The sequence below is a fragment of the Qipengyuania sp. HL-TH1 genome, from assembly GCF_036365825.1.
GTDB classification, from domain to species: Bacteria; Pseudomonadota; Alphaproteobacteria; order Sphingomonadales; family Sphingomonadaceae; genus Qipengyuania; species Qipengyuania profunda.
The window spans coordinates 143,102-158,556 of the sequence record NZ_CP142675.1 but is presented as its reverse complement, the minus strand read 5'-3'; the positions used below and the strand labels follow the sequence as shown (position 1 = coordinate 158,556).

The window sequence follows — 15,455 nt, the reverse complement described above, 5'->3', positions numbered from 1 at the left end:
GGCGGCGCCGGCAGCACCGCCCTTCCCTGCGACCGGCCCGATGGCCGTCAGTGTGCGTGGGCGTCTCCGGCGCCGCGCGGCACGCGGATCGAATCGACCAGCTTGCGGATCTCCACCGGCGGGCTCGCCGTCATCCTCGAGACCGCGATCGCGACACCGAAGTTGAGCACCATGCCGACTACGCCGATCCCTTCAGGCGAAATCCCGAACAGCCAGTTCTCCGCCACATTCGCCGCCGGATTGGCCAGCTTGAAGTAGAAGATGTAGCCGAAGGTGAAGGCCAGACCCGTAACCATGCCCGCAATCGCCCCTTCCTTGTTCATCCGTTTCGAGAAGATGCCCATGAAGATGGCGGGGAACAGGCTGGCTGCGGCGAGGCCGAAGGCGAATGCCACCACCTGTGCCACCCAGCCTGGCGGGTAGATGCCGAGATAGCCTGCAACCACGATCGCCGCGGTCGCCGCGAGACGTGCCGCACGCAGTTCGCCTTTCTCCGATATGTCGGGCTTGAACGTCGACTTGAGCAGATCGTGGCTGACCGAGCTGGAGATCACCAGCAACAGGCCGGCTGCGGTCGAGAGCGCCGCAGCGAGCCCGCCGGCAGCGACCAGCGCGATGACCCAGCCCGGCAAATTGCCGATTTCCGGGTTGGCGAGGACCATGATGTCGCGGTCGACATAGACCTCGTTCGCACTGTCGGCGACGGGTGCGTTGGTGACCACGCGCTCGCCCGAAGGTCCGGTGCCTTCGCCAAAGGCGGGGGCTCCTTCGAAGGCATCGCCGCTGCGATATTGCATCACGCCGTCGCCGTTCTTGTCCTGGAAGGCGATCAGGTCGTTACGCTCCCAGTTCTTGAACCACCCGGGTGCTTCCGAATAGCTCGTCTCGTTCACCGTATCGATAAAGTTGAGGCGGGCGAAGGCACCCACCGCAGGCGCGGTGGTGTAGAGCAGGGCGATGAACACCAGCGCCCAACCAGCCGACTTGCGGGCGTCGGACGCCTTGGGGACCGTGAAGAAGCGCACGATCACATGCGGTAGCCCCGCGGTCCCGACCATCAGGGCCAGGGTGATGCAGAACACATCCACCATGCTCTTCGACCCGTCGGTATATTCGCCGAAGCCGAGATCGGTGAGCACCAGATTGAGTTTCTGGAGCACGTATAGCCCCGACCCGTCGTTGATCTGGCTGCCCAGGCCGAATTGCGGGATCGGGTTGCCGGTGATCATGAAGCTGAGGAAGAAGGCCGGCACCATATAGGCGAAGATGAGCACGCAATATTGCGCGACCTGCGTATAGGTGATGCCCTTCATCCCGCCGAGCACGGCGTAAATGAAGACGATTCCCATCCCGATGATCACGCCCATGGTGATGTCCACGTCGAGGAAGCGCGAGAACACGATCCCCACGCCGCGCATCTGGCCTGCGATGTAAGTGAAGCTGATGAAGATCAGGCAGATCACCGCAACCACGCGCGCTGCGTTGGAATAATACCGCGTGCCGATGAAATCGGGCACGGTAAACTGGCCGAACTTGCGCAGATATGGTGCCAGCAGCAGCGCCAGCATGACGTAACCGCCGGTCCAGCCCATCAGGTAGACCGACCCGTCATAGCCGAGGAAAGCGATGAGACCGGCCATCGAGATGAAGCTTGCCGCGCTCATCCAATCGGCTGCGGTCGCCATTCCGTTGACGACCGGGTTGACCCCGCCGCCGGCGACGTAGAATTCCTTCGTCGAACCCGCCCTGCTCCACAGGGCGATGCCGATGTACAGGGCGAAGCTGGCGCCGACGAAGAGATAGATCAGAGTTTGCGTGTCCATCGTCCCCTCCTCAATCGTCGAGATCGTATTTGCGCTCGAGCTTCCTCATCTTGACGACGTAGTAGAAGATCAGCGCAATGAAGATGTAGATCGAGCCCTGCTGGGCGAACCAGAAGCCGAGCGGATATCCGCCGACCGTGAACTGGTCGAGGAAGTCGCGGAACAGGATTCCGGCCCCGAATGAACAGGCGAACCAGATCGCCATCAGCGTGACCAGCAGGCGGATATTGTCGCGCCAGTAGGCGCCCTCCGCTTCGCTGGTCTGATGGGTTTCGTTCTCGTCGGACATGGAATCCCCCTCCCTTTCGAATGTGCAAAGCGCCCAGGAATTGGGAAGCTTTGCGAAGGGAGGCTATGCCGCGCCGCCCCGCGCGGCGAGCGCGACAAAAGTCTAATGAGGTGACTCTAGAGCGCCTCCAGGCGGCCGAGGCGGGTGTCCGTGGGCATGCGCGAGAGCTGCGCCAGCAGCAACTCGCCGGCTGCCAGCGCATCGGACAGCGCATCGTGCTGGCTGTAAGCGGGCAGGCCGTACCGCGCGCGGGTTGCAGCGAGACGATATGCCCCGCTGCCGGCGAGGTTGGGATTGAGCCTGCGCTCGAGCGCCAGCGTGCAGATCGACCGGACCGGGAGCGCGATGCCGAAGTGCACCCGGGTCACGCGGACGATCACCTCGCGTTCGATCGACGCACCATGCGCGACCATGACGCGTCCCGCGAGCGCCCCGACCAGTTCGCCCACGACGTTGCCCAGACTATCCCCGGCCCGCGCCCGCTGTTCGCCGATCCCGTGGACCGCGACGGCATCGTCATCGAGCCTGCGAACGCTTTTGACGTCGAAGGATCGCGCGGTGCCGAGATCGATCCCGCGCGCGTCAAACGTCAGCCAGCCAGCCTGCAGCACATGCGCGTTGCCTGCGAGACCATCGAGCTCGAAATCGAGCGCGAGCAAGGATGCATCGCCGATGGGCGTGTCCGCACCGGGCCAGTCGGCCTGCGCATAATGCGCGAGCAGCGGATCGCCCTTGGCCGCGCAGGCTTTGAGCCCGCGCGCGAAGCGCCACGACCGCAGCGCCTCACGCAATGCCGCCCGCCAAATTGCGTTTGAGCGATTCCAGCCCGCCGCGAATTACCGAGAAGGCATCCTTGAGATAGTCCCGCTCGAGCGGAGAGAGCGAGGCGGGGTCGATGACATTGTCCGGCGCTTTGGCCCGGCGAAGCTGCGCTGCCTGATGCGCAATCCGCAGCTCGTTGACGAGCAGAAACGCATCCTTGAGACTTTCCGCATCGCCCTTCGCCATCCGCCCCGCTGCGGCCAGCGCGGCGAGCCTTTCGAGCGTGCCGACCGCGGATATGCCTTCGGACAGGGCGAAGGTGCGCGCGATCGCGATCAACGGCAGGATGGCCTGTGCCTTGGCATCGAAGCCCTTGGTGCCGTCGGCGGTTTTTTCCAGCACGAGATTGCGGAAGATGCCGAGCGGAATGCGGCTGCGCTGCGCATCGCGCGCGAGGTAGCTCAGGAACAGGCGGTTGCTCGCGACTTTCTCGAGGACGTAGCCCCGCAAGTCGCGTTCCACCTCGAGCCTGCCGTGGACCACGCGCATGTCGAAGAAGATCGTCGCGCGCAGGATCTTGTCCTCGTCGGGATTGTCGATCCAGTCGTCGTAACGCGATTGCCATTCACCCAAGGTCAGCCGCTGGTCGGCATTGCGAGCCATGATGCCGCCATTGCAGTAGACGAAGCCCGCCTGGTGCAGCGTATCGGAAATGCGCGTGCCCAGCGCTTCGAAATAGGCCCGGCCGGCCGCATCGACCCGGTCGTCGATCACCAGGCCATTGTCCTGGTCGGACCCGACCAATTGTTCGCCCCTCGCAAGCGAACCGAAGACCATCAGCGCATAGGGGACGGGCGGCGGGCCGAGTTCTGCCTCCGCCAGCTCTGCCGCTCGGCGATGCACTGCTTCGCCGAGTGCGGAGGTGAAGCGCATGGTGTGCTCGGCATGAAAGCCGCCCGCATCCATCCGCGTAAAACCCTCGGGTATGCGCTCGGCCGCAGCGACCAGCGCCTCCGGCGTTGCCGCTCGTGCGACAAGCATGCCCGTGTCGATCGCGCTGTCGCCGAGGTGGGCCAGGATGTCGGTCGCGCTCAAGATGGCGAACAACTCCCCGTCCGGACCAAGCAGGGGTATATGGCGAAACCCGCCAGCGGCCATCATCGCCATGGCCTCCGAGATATTCGCACTTTCGGGCAGCGTACATGGCGCCGGGGTCATGACGGCACTGATAGGCGTATCGAAACTGCGCCCCGTCGCGACCACCCGGTTGCGCAGGTCCTTGTCGGTGAAGATCCCGACGAGCTTGTCGTTTGCGCAAATCGCCAGCGTGCTCACATCATGGTGGCTCATCAGCGTGGCGGCATCGGAAACAAGCGTATTCGGATTGCACGAGACCGGTCGGCGATGCGTGAGGAGTTCCCGGATACTGCGCTGTCCGAGCAGGCTGGAGTGCCTGCTCTTCAGGTCGCGCACGGCATTGCGGATGCGCGCGCTCTCGTTTTCGGCAAAGAAGTCGCGAAAGGCGGTCGATTTCTGGCGCAGCTCGCGAAACAAATCCCCCGGCAAGAGATAGGCGAGCGTATCCTCCAGCGCGACGGTCGTATTGCGCACCTCGCCCCCGCGCAGCAGCGAGGGAAAGGCAAAGCAGCTTCCCGCATCGAGATGCGCCGTCAGATCGTCTCCCGCAAGCCGCAGTTCGACCGATCCCGAACGCACGACATAAAGATGCTCATTGTGCCCGCCGCTCGCCAGGATTTCCTCGCCGGAGCGGTAGTACCGAACCGTCACCCGGCGTACGGCAGAGACCAGCGTGTCGCGGTCGAGTGCGTCGAACGGGGCCGTGTGCTCGAGAAAAGACCGGATATCGCTCAGCTCGCTGACCATCGAGCCAGGATAGCACGACTGGCGCCATTTGGCGTGTCGACGTTAGTCTGACCACGCGGGAGCAGCAACATGACAGGACGATGGAGGCTTTCGCAGCAGATCAGAAAGGTCATCTACTGCCGAGGCCAACACCGGCTTTCCACGGTTGGGAGGTCTTGCAGCGTCATGTAGTGCTCACCGTCTGGTACGGCGGTTTGGCGCTGTTCGGGCCGGCGAAGAAAAGGTCGCGCGCGCCGTCTTGTCCGTCAACGCTGCCCGAGCAAAAGCAAATGGCGGAGCAGGAGGGATTCGAACCCTCGATACGGGGTTACCGTATACACACTTTCCAGGCGTGCGCCTTCGACCACTCGGCCACTGCTCCGCATTCCCGTCCGGCCCACCGCGTTTCGCGTTCCTCGAGACCGCGATCCGGAGAACCCGCCCCAGCGCTCAAACCGTGAAGCGATTGGGCTGACAAGAAGGCGCGCGTCTAGCGGCGCTGCGGGGGAATCGCAAGCCGCTGCGGAACCGGGATGGTCGGGCAGGCGTTTTTCGTGGTACAAGCCGGTTCAACGACGGTGCTGCGCGGATCAGGCATCCCCTGCGAACACCGTCTCGAAGCCCCCTCCCGCCCCTTCAATGTGCGAGAGGGGGCTTTTGTTTTATGCGGGCGGGTGGCACCCCTTCTTCCATGACCAGATCGCTTCTCCCTGTCGCCGCGCTGCTTGCGCTGGGTTCACCCGTAATGGCGCAAGAGGAAACAGCCGCGCCCTCTCCCAATCAAATCGTGGAGGAGGCCGCGCGCGAAGAATGGGTCGCGATTGCGCCCGAAGACCTGCTGGTGATGACGCTTGCCCCCGCCGCAGACGGCACCGAGCGCGAGGTGGTGATCCAGCTGATGCTCGCGCCCTTCAGCCAGGGCTGGGTCGAAAACATCCGCACACTCGCGCGCGCCGGGTGGTACGACGGCATCACCGTCAACCGGGTGCAGGACAATTACGTGGTCCAGTGGGGCGATCCCAATTACGACAATCCCGAGGCGGAGGGAGCGGCGAAACCGCTGCCGGAAGGTCTCCGGACCATGTCAGAAGGCGACTATGTCGACTCGGCCCGTGTGGTAGAATCCGATAAAGACACGATCGTGCTTCGGCATCCGAAACACGATCTCGTTGACAGTTATGCTGACAGCGCAAGCTTTAGCGAGGGGTGGCCCATCGGTATCGAGATTGCCGAAAAGGGCAAAGTTCTGCGACGCTGGCCTGTCCATTGCTACGGCATGGTCGGGGTAGGCCGCGGATACTCGCCCGACACCGGCAGCGGCGCCGAGCTCTACACCGTGATCGGCCACGCACCGCGCCACCTTGACCGCAACATCGCGCTGGTCGGGCGCGTGGTCGAAGGGATGGAGCACTTGTCTTCGCTGCCTCGCGGTTCGGGCGCGCTGGGCTTTTACACTGCCGAGGAAGCGGACAAACGCACGCCAATCCTCTCCGTGCGCGTTGCCAGCGATTTGCCCGAGGGCGACCCGGCATCAAGCAGCGAAGCGGTAGGCCAACAAACACGCCCCGCTTTCGAATTCCTCTCGACCGAGAGCGAGGCCTTCGCGCGCTATGCCGATGCGCGTGCCAATCGCCGCGATCCGTTCTTCATCCATCCGGCAGGCGGGGCGGACATCTGCAACATACCCGTCCCCGTGCGCCGGGGGGCCGATTGAGCGAAAGCGTCTCCGTAGTCGCGCCCTTGTGGCGCTGGACCGCGAAGAACGGCGTCAGCTGGTTTTTCGCGACCATCGACGGCGATCAAGGCGAGGAGCTGTCGGCGACCGAAGCGATGCGGCGGCTCGAGCTGGGCGGCCAGCGCGGTTTCCGCTCGCTCAAGGTCGAGGCGCGCATCGGCGCAACCGTATGGCAGACATCGTGTTTCCCGCGCGACAAAGGCGGCTGGCTGCTGCCGGTCAAGGCTGCGGTGCGCAAAGCGACAGGGATTGCCGAGGGTGACCCGGTCGCGGTGACGCTGCGCCCGCTCTAGACCCGCTGCATCAATTCGATGCGATTGCCGAAGGGATCGGCGATATCCCCGCGCACATAGCCTTCGAACGGCTTGCCCGGTTTGAAGCGGATACCCGCTTCGCCCAGCCGCGCGACCAGCGCGGCGAGGTCGCCGACGATGAGCGCGGGGTGTGCGCGGCGCGCGGGCAGGAAGGCATCCTCCACCCCGCAATGGATCGCCACCTGGCCGCTTTCGAACCAGCAACCGCCATTGACCGCGAGCTGCGCGGGCTTGGCGACCTCTTCCAGCCCCATGAGATCGACCCAGAAGCGCCGCGCATGCGGTTCCCCGCCATGCGGCATGGCTAGCTGGACATGGTCGATGCCCAGCACGCCGGTCATACGCGTTCGGCCTGCGCGATCGAATCGCTGGCCCGCAGCGCGCTGAGAATGCGGGTAAGATGCGGCACGTCCTGCACTTCGAGGTCGATTTCGTAAGTGGTGAAGGGATGGTCGAGCTGGGTCTGCTCGAGGCTGGTCACATTGACGTGGTTCTGCGCGAAGATGCCTGCCATTTCGGCCAGCGTTCCGGGCCGGTCGTAGAGCGTGACGCGTAGCCGCCCGACCGCGCCGCGCGAGCGTTTGCCCCACGACAGGTCGAGCCAGTCGCTGTCGATCCCGCTGGCGAGGTGGTTGCAGTCGATCGTATGGACCTCGACGCCTTCGCCGGGCTTGCGCAGGCCCACGATCCGGTCGCCAGGAACCGGGTGGCAGCATTCGGCGAGCTGGAAGCCGACCCCCGGGGTCAGCCCGCGGATCGACAGCGCCTTGCCGCTCTTGGCCCAGTCGGGCTCGTTTTCGAGCTCGGCGGTGCAGCCGGGGACCAGTGCTTCCATGACCGCGCGATCCTCGATCTTGGCCGCACCGATGGCGTAAAAGAGGTCCTCGTCCTCTTCCATCTCCAGCCGTTTCAAGGCTTCGCGCAGTGCCTTTTTGCCGACCTTGGCGGGCACACGCAGCGCGATTTCGTCGAACAGCTTCTGCCCGATCTCCGCCACTTCGGCGCGTTCCTTGAGTCGGACGGCGCGGCGAATGGAGGCACGCGCCTTGCCGGTCACGACGAAGCCCAGCCAGCTCAATTGCGGATCGGCATTGTCGCTCTTGATGATCTCGACCACGTCGCCATTGTTGAGCTGCGTACGCAGCGGCATGTGCCGCCCGTTGATCTTCGCGCCCACCGTCTGCGCGCCGAGGTCGGTGTGCACGGCAAAGGCGAAATCGACCGGGGTCGCCCCCTTGGGCAGCTGGAACAGCGCGCCCTTGGGAGTGAAGGCGAAGATCCGATCCTGGTAGATCGCCAGGCGCGTGTGTTCGAGCAGCTCTTCGGGATCGTGGCTCGCGTCGACGATCTCGATCAAATCGCGCAGCCAGCCGACCTGCCCGTCAGGCCGTTCATCCTGCTTGTAGGCCCAGTGCGCGGCAAAGCCGAATTCATTCACACGGTGCATTTCGCGCGTGCGGATCTGCACTTCGACACGCATCGACTTGCCGTAGATCAGCGAGGTGTGGAGCGAGCGGTAGCCGTTGTTCTTCGGCGTCGAGATGTAGTCCTTGAACTTGCCCGGCAGGAACTGCCATGTCGTATGCAGCACCCCCAGCGCGCGGTAGCAGTCGGCCACATCTTCGCAGATGATGCGGAAGGCCATGATGTCGGTGACCTGTTCGAACGAGACATGGCGTTCGGCCATCTTGCGCCAGATCGAATAGGGGTGCTTTTCACGCCCCGAAACCTCGCTGGTGATCCCCGCCTCGAGCAGCGCGTGCTTCATGTCGAGCGCGATGGCGTCGACCTGGCCGCCGTCCTCGCTGTGGATCTGATTGAGCCGCTGCGTGATCGTCTCGTATGCTTCCGGCTCGATCTGCTCGAAGGCGAGCATCTGCATTTCGCGCATATATTCATACAGCCCGATGCGCTCGGCCAGCGGGGCGTAGATATCCATCGTCTCGCGCGCGATCCGCTGGCGCTTCTCGGGCTTCTTGATGAAGTGCAGCGTGCGCATGTTGTGCAGCCGGTCGCCCAGCTTGACCAGCAGCACGCGGATATCCTCGCTCATCGCCAGCAGGAACTTGCGCAGGTTTTCCGCCGCGCGCTCGTTCTCGGGCATCTGCTCGATCTTCGACAGCTTGGTCACCCCGTCGACCAGCCGCGCGACATCCTTGCCGAAGTGCTTCTCGATATCGTCGATCGTCGCCAGCGTATCTTCGACCGTATCGTGGAGCAGCGCGGTGGCGATGGTTTCCTGGTCGAGCTTGAGATCGGTCATCAGGCCGGCGACTTCGACCGGATGGCTGAAATAGGGATCGCCGCTGGCGCGGGTCTGCGTGCCGTGCTTCTGCACGGTATAGACATAGGCGCGGTTGAGCATCGCCTCGTCGGCGTCGGGATCGTATTCCTTGACCCGCTCAACGAGTTCGTACTGGCGCAGCATGTGTTCGAGATAGGTGCGCTTCACCCGCCTGAACAGATGGAATCTTCACGCAGGGCCGCTGCGGGTGGCATGCGCCGCGCAGCGATCCTACCTGTGCATCACATCATCCGGAGAGAGACAGGCCATGACCCAGACGCGCACCGAAACCGATTCCATCGGCCCCATCGAAGTCCCTGCCGACGCCTATTGGGGCGCGCAGACGCAGCGCAGCCTGACCAACTTCCCCTTCCCCGCGCACCAGCGCATGCCGGTCCAGATCGTCCACGCGCAGGCCGCGGTGAAACAGGCGGCTGCGCGGATCAACCGCCAGCACGGGCTGGGGGCACCGCTCGCCGAGGCGATCGAGAGTGCCGCCACCGCGATCCGGGCAGGCGAGTATGACGACCAGTTCCCGCTGACCATTTTCCAGACGGGCAGCGGCACGCAGACCAATATGAACGTCAACGAAGTGATCGCCGGGATCGCCAATGAAGCGCTGACGGGCACGCGCGGCGGCAAGGAGCCGGTTCATCCCAACGACCACGTAAACCGCTCGCAAAGCTCGAACGACAGCTTTCCCACCGCGCTGCATATCGCCGCCACGCTGACGTCGCGCGATGCGCTGCTGCCCGCGCTCGACCGGCTGGTCGCAGCGCTCGATGCCAAGGCGCGGGCCTTTGCCGATATCGTCAAGATCGGCCGCACGCATACGCAGGACGCCACCCCGCTGACGCTGGGGCAGGAATTTTCCGGCTATGTCGCGCAGCTGACAAGCTGCCGGGTGCGGATCGAAAGCGCATTGGAGAATGACATCCGCAAGCTCGCGATCGGCGGAACGGCGGTCGGCACCGGGCTCAATGCGCCCGATGGCTGGGCTGCGGATATGGCCCGCGCGATCAGCGATATCACCGGCTTCGCCTTCGAGCCTGCGCCCAACACCTTCGAACAGCTCGCTGCGAAGGACGGGCTGGTGTCCTTCTCGGGCGCGCTCAACACGCTCGCGGTGGCGCTCAACAAGATCGCCAACGATATCCGCTTCCTCGCATCGGGTCCGCGTTCGGGCCTTGGCGAACTGTCGCTACCCGCGAACGAACCGGGCAGCTCGATCATGCCGGGCAAGGTCAACCCGACCCAGTGCGAGATGCTGACCATGGTCGCGGGCCAGGTGATCGGCAATCACCAGGCAGTGACGGTGGGCGGAATGCAGGGCCATTTCGAGCTCAACGTGTTCATGCCGCTGATCGGTTCGAACGTGATCCGCTCGGTCGAATTGCTTGCAATCGGGATGGAGGGATTTGCCACCCGCTGCGTCGAGGGGATCGAGGCGAACGAGGAACAGATCGCCGCACTGGTCGAACGCTCCTTGATGCTGGTGACGGCATTGGCGCCCGAGATCGGCTACGACAATGCCGCCAAGATCGCCAAGCATGCGCACCAGACGGGGCAGACGCTCAAGCAGGCCGGCCTCGAGCTGGGGCTGGTGGACGAGCCGACTTTCGACCGCCTCGTCCGCCCCGCCGATATGGTGTGACCTAGCCCTCGGTCCCGAGAATGCGGTCGACCCCGCCGCGCGTTACCGCGTGGTAGCTGCCACGGGTCTCGGCATAGATGCGCTGCGCGATCGGCCGGCCCCATTCGTCTTGGTCCCACAGCACCTGGAACAGCGGGCGCACGAATTTCGCGCGGCCGACTTCGGCGAGGAATTCCTCCGTCTGCGGCACCGCGGGTTCGTAGCGGTTGGCGAGCGCCAGTTCGAGCCACAGGAACAGCTCCTCGTTATTGCCCGTGCCCGACAGGCCCAGCGCTTCGTTCAGCGCGGCGAGTTGCTCGGCCGTGCGCTGCTTGGGGATATTGTCGAGGAAGCGCTGGCGCTCGGCGCTGCTCCACTGCGCATAGCCCGCCGGGATCGTGCCCTCGGCGACATAGGCCGACACCGCGGCATCGACCGCGGCGAATGCTGCCGGGTCGGGCTTGGCCACATTCGCGGGCAGGCCCGGCTCGAAGATCCATTCGCGGAGTTGCAGCCGGTCGGCCTCGGCCTCGCCCCGCACCAGGTTTTCCATCATGTCCGCAAGGAACAACTCGCTGGTCGCTGGCTGGAAGGCATGGTTGTCGAACCACTGGCGCAGCCAGGCATCGAAACGCTCGCGACCGACAACGCTTTCGACCGTGCGCAGGAAGAACGCGCCCTTGTCATAAGCGATCGCGCTGCCGAGCTGGTAGCCGCCATCGGTGCTCAGCGCGGTGCCCGGGGCATCCTCGCCGACCTCGGCCAGCGTTTCCTGGATATTGGCGAACATCAGCGCGGCTTCCTGCTCGGCGCGCTGCTTGCCATAGACCGCCTCGACGATGCGGTTCTCGAAATAGGTGGTCACGCCCTCGTTGAGCCAGCTGTCGCCCCACACCGCATTGGTGACGAGGTTGCCCGACCAGCTATGCGCCAGTTCGTGCGCCACGAGGCCGTTGTTCGACCGGTCGCCCGCGATGAAGGTCGGGGTGAGGAAGGTCATCACCGGGTTTTCCATCCCGCCATAGGGGAAGGCGGGCGGCAGCACGATCATGTCGTAGCGGCCCCAGCGGTATTCACCGTAGAGCTCCTCCGCCGCGACGACCATTTCCTCGGTGTCGTTCACTTCGCGCCAGGCCCGGTCGAGCGTGGCGGGTTCGGCCCAGACGCCGGTGCGCGGGCCGATCGCGCGGAAATCGATATCGCCCGCCGCGATCGCGATGAGATAGGGCGGCACCGGCTTGTCCATCACGAAGGTGAAGGCACGGCGGCCGTTGCCGAGGTCCTCGGGCTCACCCTGGCGCACGCCGCTCATCACCACGTCGAGCGGCTCGGGAGCGGTGATCCGTGCTTCCCACGTCTGGCGGATGCCGGGGCTGTCCTGCGTCGGGATCCAGCTGCGGTTGAGGATCGCCTGCCCCTGGCTGAAGAGGAAGGGATGCACCCCGCCCTTGGTCTGTTCGGGGCTGAGCCATTGCAGCGCGCTGGCATCGGCGGGCGCGCGATAGGCGATGCGCAGCGTCTCCGCGCCGTCGAGGCGGATCGTCAGCGGCGCGCCCTTGCCGCCTTCGGCCACCGGCTCGCCCACCGTATGGGACAGCGCGCGGCCCTGCCCGTCGGTGACCTGCGCGATCTCGAGCCCGTTGGTGTCGAGCACGATCTCCTCGGCCCCCGGCGCGGCCAGCACGCTCAGTTCCGCCGTCCCGCCGACACGCCTGGCGTCGAAATCGAGGTCGAGATCGAGCGCGACATGCGTCACCCGCGCGACCTGCGGCTGCGCATGGGTCAGCGTATCGACTGCCTCGGGTGAAGTCAGGATCGGCGCGACCATCGCTGCGGAAGGCGCGGTCGATCCGACCGGTTCGCCCGGCACACCCGCGCAGGCGGTCGCGGCAAGCAGGATGGCGAGGCTGAAGACATGGCTGCGCATTGGGTTCTCTCTTGCATGATGGGCGCGCCGGGACGGCGGCAGATCGGAAATTCGCCGCGCTATATCAACGATCGCGCCACACCTTTCCAGCCCGCAGAGCGAATACCTATCCACGGACTTCCGCAATGCGCTCCAATGCGCAATGGTAACGTTATCAACGATTCGGAGAGGATCCTATGAACCGCTTTTCGATGCTCAGCCTCGGCTGCGCGCTTGCGCTGGGCTGCGCCGTCCCGGCACAGGCCACCGACGCCGGGGATGCACTGGCGCAGGCCATGACGCCCGAGCGCGAGCTGCTGTTCGCCGACGAATTCGATACCGGCACGCTCGACCGCGACAAATGGATCGTGATCGGGACCGACTTCTGGGTGAACAACGAGCAGCAGGCCTATATCGACGACCCTTCGACCATCGCCTTTCGCGATGGTTTAGCGGGCGCCGATGGCGGCGTGCTGGTGCTGCGGCCCGTGTTCACGCCGGGCACCGATCCCAACAAGGACCGTGACGCGCCCTTCGTGTCGGGCCGGATCGAAAGCCAGGGCAAGTTCGACTTCACCCATGGCCGCGCCGAAGCGCGCATCAAACTGCCGGACAATGTCGGCGTCTGGCCCGCCTTCTGGCTGCTCGGCAACGGCCAATGGCCCGACACGGGCGAAATCGACATCATGGAATATGTCGGCGAGAAGGACTGGATCGGGGTCGCGCTGCACGGCCCGGGCTATTCGGGCGAGACCCCGATCGTGAACAAGTTCTTCTTCCCCGAAGCGCTCGATGTGACGGGCTGGCACACCTATTCGGTCGAATGGACCGACCGCCAGGTCGACTTCATGGTCGACGGCCATGTGCTGTATCGGGCCACCCGGGCGATGGTCGAACATTACGGCGATTGGCGGTTCGACAATGCCAAATACCTGATCCTCAACTTTGCCATGGGCGGTGCGTATCCGGTCAAGACCAATGGCATCCAGAAGCCCTATGTCGGCATCCCGCAGGAAACCGTCGACGCGGTCGAGCGGGGCGAGGTCGAGATGCTGGTCGACTGGGTCCGGGTCTACGCGCCGGAGGAGTGATCAGCTCCAGACCGCCTCGGGCGGCAGGCTCATCAAGATCGCGTCGATATTGCCGCCGGTCTTGAGCCCGAACAGCGTGCCGCGGTCGTAGACCAGGTTGAACTCGGCATAGCGCCCGCGCCATTCGAGCTGGGTCTGCTTGTCCTGCGCCGTAAACGCGCTGTCCATCCGGCGGCGCACCAGCCGCGGGAAGATATCGAGGAAAGCCTCGCCCACGTCCTTCGTGAAAGCGAGATTGCGGTCGAACGCGGCCCCTTCGTCGACAGCGGAATCCTCGCATTCGAGGTGGTCGTAGAAGATCCCGCCCACGCCGCGGTGCACGCCGCGATGGGGTATGTAGAAATAGTCGTCGGCCCACTTCTTGAAGCGTTCGTAATAGGTCGGGTTGTGCGCCGCGCAGGCCGCACGGAAACAGGCGTGGAATTCGTCCGTGTCCTCGGCATAGGGGATCGGCGGATTGAGATCGGCCCCGCCGCCGAACCACGCCTTGCCGGTGGTCAGGAATCGCGTGTTCATATGCACGGCGGGCACATGCGGATTGGCCATATGCGCGACCAGGCTGATGCCGGTGGCAGTGAAGCCCGGGCTGTCCGCGCTGGCGCCATTGATCGTGGCGGCGAATTCCTTCGCGAAATTGCCGCGCACGGTCGAGACGTTAACGCCGACCTTTTCGAACACCTTGCCCTTCATCAAGCCGCGCGTCCCGCCGCCGGGATCGGCATTGCCTTCCTCTTCGCGGTTCCAGCTGTCGTACTGGAAGCCGGCATCGCTGCCCGCCTCGCGCTCGATGGCTTCGAATTCGGCGCAGATACGGTCGCGCAGGCTTTCGAACCAGATGCGGGCGGTCTCGGTCTGCTGGGTCCAGTCGGTCATGGCAAAAGCCTTGCCATCCCCACTTCGCTACGGCAATAGCGAGCCATGGTTCCCCTTTCGTTCGCAGGCGAGGAATGGCTCCTCACCGAAGGCCGCGCGCTGTACTGGCCGCGCGAGCGCGCGTTGCTGGTGGCCGACCTGCATCTGGAAAAAGGCAGTTTCTTCGCGCGGCACGGGCAGCTGATCCCGCCCTATGACAGCCGCGAAACGCTGGAGCGCGTGGCGCTGGCGATCCGCGAAACGGGCGCGCGGCGGGTCATCACGCTGGGCGACAATTTCCACGATTCGGCCGGATCGACCCGGCTCGAAGAGCATGCTGCGGGGATGCTCCACGCGCTGACCCGCATGGTCGACTGGGTCTGGATCACCGGCAATCACGATCCCGAAATGGAAGCCCGCTGCGGCGGCACGCTGGCGGAAGAACTCGAGCTCGGCGGACTGATCCTGCGCCACCGCGCCATGGCCGGCGAAATCCGCCCGGAACTGTCGGGCCACTACCACCCCCGCCTCCAGCTCAAGGTGCGCCAGCGACATATCCGCCGCCCCTGCGCAGTAATCAGCGCCAACGATGGCCCCGGCGGCAAGCCGGGCGGACGCATGATCCTGCCCGCCTTCGGCGCCTTTACCGGGGGGATGGATGCCGCCGATCCGGCGATCCTGAAGGCGCTCCAGCCAGCGCAGCGGATCGATGCAGTGGTCCCGGCCAGGGGCCAGCTGGCGCGCTTCAACCTGTGGAACCGCGCTGCCTGAGGGCAACAACAGCGCGCAAATATGCGCCCCATTCGCATAACACACTTCCGAATCCCCGGAACAATGCCTACATGCTGGCTTTCCGAATACCGCAACCAGTTCCGAATACGGCCACCAAAGGAGAGTGCCCCA

Annotated in this window: 13 protein-coding genes and 1 tRNA gene; 5 read left to right on the top strand and 9 right to left on the bottom strand. The window is 64.8% G+C overall.

What is annotated here, in order from left to right:
• Positions 1-47: 47 nt before the first annotated feature.
• The 5 genes from VWN43_RS01440 to VWN43_RS01420 all read right to left on the bottom strand — a co-directional run bounded on the left by VWN43_RS01440 (position 48) and on the right by VWN43_RS01420 (position 5,119).
• Entirely contained in the window at positions 48-1,823 is a 1,776-nt protein-coding gene (locus VWN43_RS01440) for a sodium:solute symporter family protein (protein ID WP_320180958.1), read from the bottom strand.
• 10 nt (positions 1,824-1,833) lie between these two features.
• Entirely contained in the window at positions 1,834-2,112 is a 279-nt protein-coding gene (locus tag VWN43_RS01435; RefSeq protein ID WP_253519796.1) for a DUF4212 domain-containing protein, read from the bottom strand.
• Between the two features lie 116 nt (positions 2,113-2,228).
• Complete coding sequence (locus tag VWN43_RS01430; RefSeq protein WP_320180959.1) at positions 2,229-2,903, bottom strand: exonuclease domain-containing protein; 675 nt, start codon at positions 2,901-2,903, stop codon at positions 2,229-2,231.
• Positions 2,896-4,758: a DUF294 nucleotidyltransferase-like domain-containing protein gene (locus VWN43_RS01425; RefSeq protein WP_320180960.1), complete on the bottom strand. Its 1,863-nt coding sequence runs from the start codon at positions 4,756-4,758 to the stop codon at positions 2,896-2,898. Before VWN43_RS01425 ends, VWN43_RS01430 begins: the two co-directional genes overlap by 8 nt.
• Positions 4,759-5,028: 270 nt before the next feature.
• Positions 5,029-5,119, bottom strand: a tRNA-Ser gene (locus VWN43_RS01420).
• Between the two features lie 309 nt (positions 5,120-5,428).
• Here VWN43_RS01420 and VWN43_RS01415 point away from each other — a divergent pair.
• Complete coding sequence (locus VWN43_RS01415) at positions 5,429-6,451, top strand: peptidylprolyl isomerase (RefSeq protein ID WP_320180961.1); 1,023 nt, start codon at positions 5,429-5,431, stop codon at positions 6,449-6,451.
• Positions 6,448-6,765: a DUF1905 domain-containing protein gene (locus tag VWN43_RS01410; RefSeq protein ID WP_320180962.1), complete on the top strand. Its 318-nt coding sequence runs from the start codon at positions 6,448-6,450 to the stop codon at positions 6,763-6,765. Before VWN43_RS01415 ends, VWN43_RS01410 begins: the two co-directional genes overlap by 4 nt.
• On the opposite strand, the gene VWN43_RS01405 is transcribed toward VWN43_RS01410, so the two are convergent.
• Positions 6,762-7,127 carry a VOC family protein gene (locus tag VWN43_RS01405; RefSeq protein WP_320180963.1) on the bottom strand — a complete coding sequence of 122 codons (366 nt, stop codon included), beginning with the start codon at positions 7,125-7,127 and terminating at the stop codon, positions 6,762-6,764. The two genes, VWN43_RS01410 and VWN43_RS01405, sit on opposite strands and share 4 nt — an antisense overlap.
• Positions 7,124-9,214, bottom strand: coding sequence for a RelA/SpoT family protein (locus tag VWN43_RS01400; protein ID WP_320182144.1), 2,091 nt, complete (start codon positions 9,212-9,214; stop codon positions 7,124-7,126). Before VWN43_RS01400 ends, VWN43_RS01405 begins: the two co-directional genes overlap by 4 nt.
• 124 nt (positions 9,215-9,338) lie before the next feature.
• Between VWN43_RS01400 and fumC the strand changes: the two genes are divergently transcribed.
• Positions 9,339-10,724, top strand: coding sequence for a class II fumarate hydratase (gene fumC, locus VWN43_RS01395; RefSeq protein ID WP_320180964.1), 1,386 nt, complete (start codon positions 9,339-9,341; stop codon positions 10,722-10,724).
• Position 10,725: 1 nt separating this feature from the next.
• Here fumC and VWN43_RS01390 read toward each other — a convergent pair whose 3' ends face one another.
• Positions 10,726-12,630: a M1 family metallopeptidase gene (locus VWN43_RS01390; protein WP_320180965.1), complete on the bottom strand. Its 1,905-nt coding sequence runs from the start codon at positions 12,628-12,630 to the stop codon at positions 10,726-10,728.
• Between the two features lie 176 nt (positions 12,631-12,806).
• Here VWN43_RS01390 and VWN43_RS01385 point away from each other — a divergent pair, with 176 nt between their 5' ends.
• Complete coding sequence (locus tag VWN43_RS01385) at positions 12,807-13,700, top strand: glycoside hydrolase family 16 protein (protein WP_320180966.1); 894 nt, start codon at positions 12,807-12,809, stop codon at positions 13,698-13,700.
• On the opposite strand, the gene hemF is transcribed toward VWN43_RS01385, so the two are convergent.
• On the bottom strand, positions 13,701-14,573 hold the full coding sequence (gene hemF / locus VWN43_RS01380) for an oxygen-dependent coproporphyrinogen oxidase (protein ID WP_320180967.1): 873 nt from the start codon (positions 14,571-14,573) through the stop codon (positions 13,701-13,703).
• Between the two features lie 45 nt (positions 14,574-14,618).
• Here hemF and pdeM point away from each other — a divergent pair, with 45 nt between their 5' ends.
• Entirely contained in the window at positions 14,619-15,323 is a 705-nt protein-coding gene (gene pdeM / locus VWN43_RS01375; protein ID WP_320180968.1) for a ligase-associated DNA damage response endonuclease PdeM, read from the top strand.
• Positions 15,324-15,455: the final 132 nt, after the last annotated feature.

Coding starts and splice junctions, on each gene's coding strand:
- VWN43_RS01440 (WP_320180958.1), bottom strand. CDS start 1,823: ATGGACACGCAAACTCTGATCTATCTCTTCGTCGGCGCCAGCTTCGCC.
- VWN43_RS01435 (WP_253519796.1), bottom strand. CDS start 2,112: ATGTCCGACGAGAACGAAACCCATCAGACCAGCGAAGCGGAGGGCGCC.
- VWN43_RS01425 (WP_320180960.1), bottom strand. CDS start 4,758: ATGGTCAGCGAGCTGAGCGATATCCGGTCTTTTCTCGAGCACACGGCC.
- VWN43_RS01415 (WP_320180961.1), top strand. CDS start 5,429: ATGACCAGATCGCTTCTCCCTGTCGCCGCGCTGCTTGCGCTGGGTTCA.
- VWN43_RS01405 (WP_320180963.1), bottom strand. CDS start 7,127: ATGACCGGCGTGCTGGGCATCGACCATGTCCAGCTAGCCATGCCGCAT.
- VWN43_RS01400 (WP_320182144.1), bottom strand. CDS start 9,214: ATGCTGCGCCAGTACGAACTCGTTGAGCGGGTCAAGGAATACGATCCC.
- fumC (WP_320180964.1), top strand. CDS start 9,339: ATGACCCAGACGCGCACCGAAACCGATTCCATCGGCCCCATCGAAGTC.
- VWN43_RS01390 (WP_320180965.1), bottom strand. CDS start 12,630: ATGCGCAGCCATGTCTTCAGCCTCGCCATCCTGCTTGCCGCGACCGCC.
- VWN43_RS01385 (WP_320180966.1), top strand. CDS start 12,807: ATGAACCGCTTTTCGATGCTCAGCCTCGGCTGCGCGCTTGCGCTGGGC.
- hemF (WP_320180967.1), bottom strand. CDS start 14,573: ATGACCGACTGGACCCAGCAGACCGAGACCGCCCGCATCTGGTTCGAA.
- pdeM (WP_320180968.1), top strand. CDS start 14,619: ATGGTTCCCCTTTCGTTCGCAGGCGAGGAATGGCTCCTCACCGAAGGC.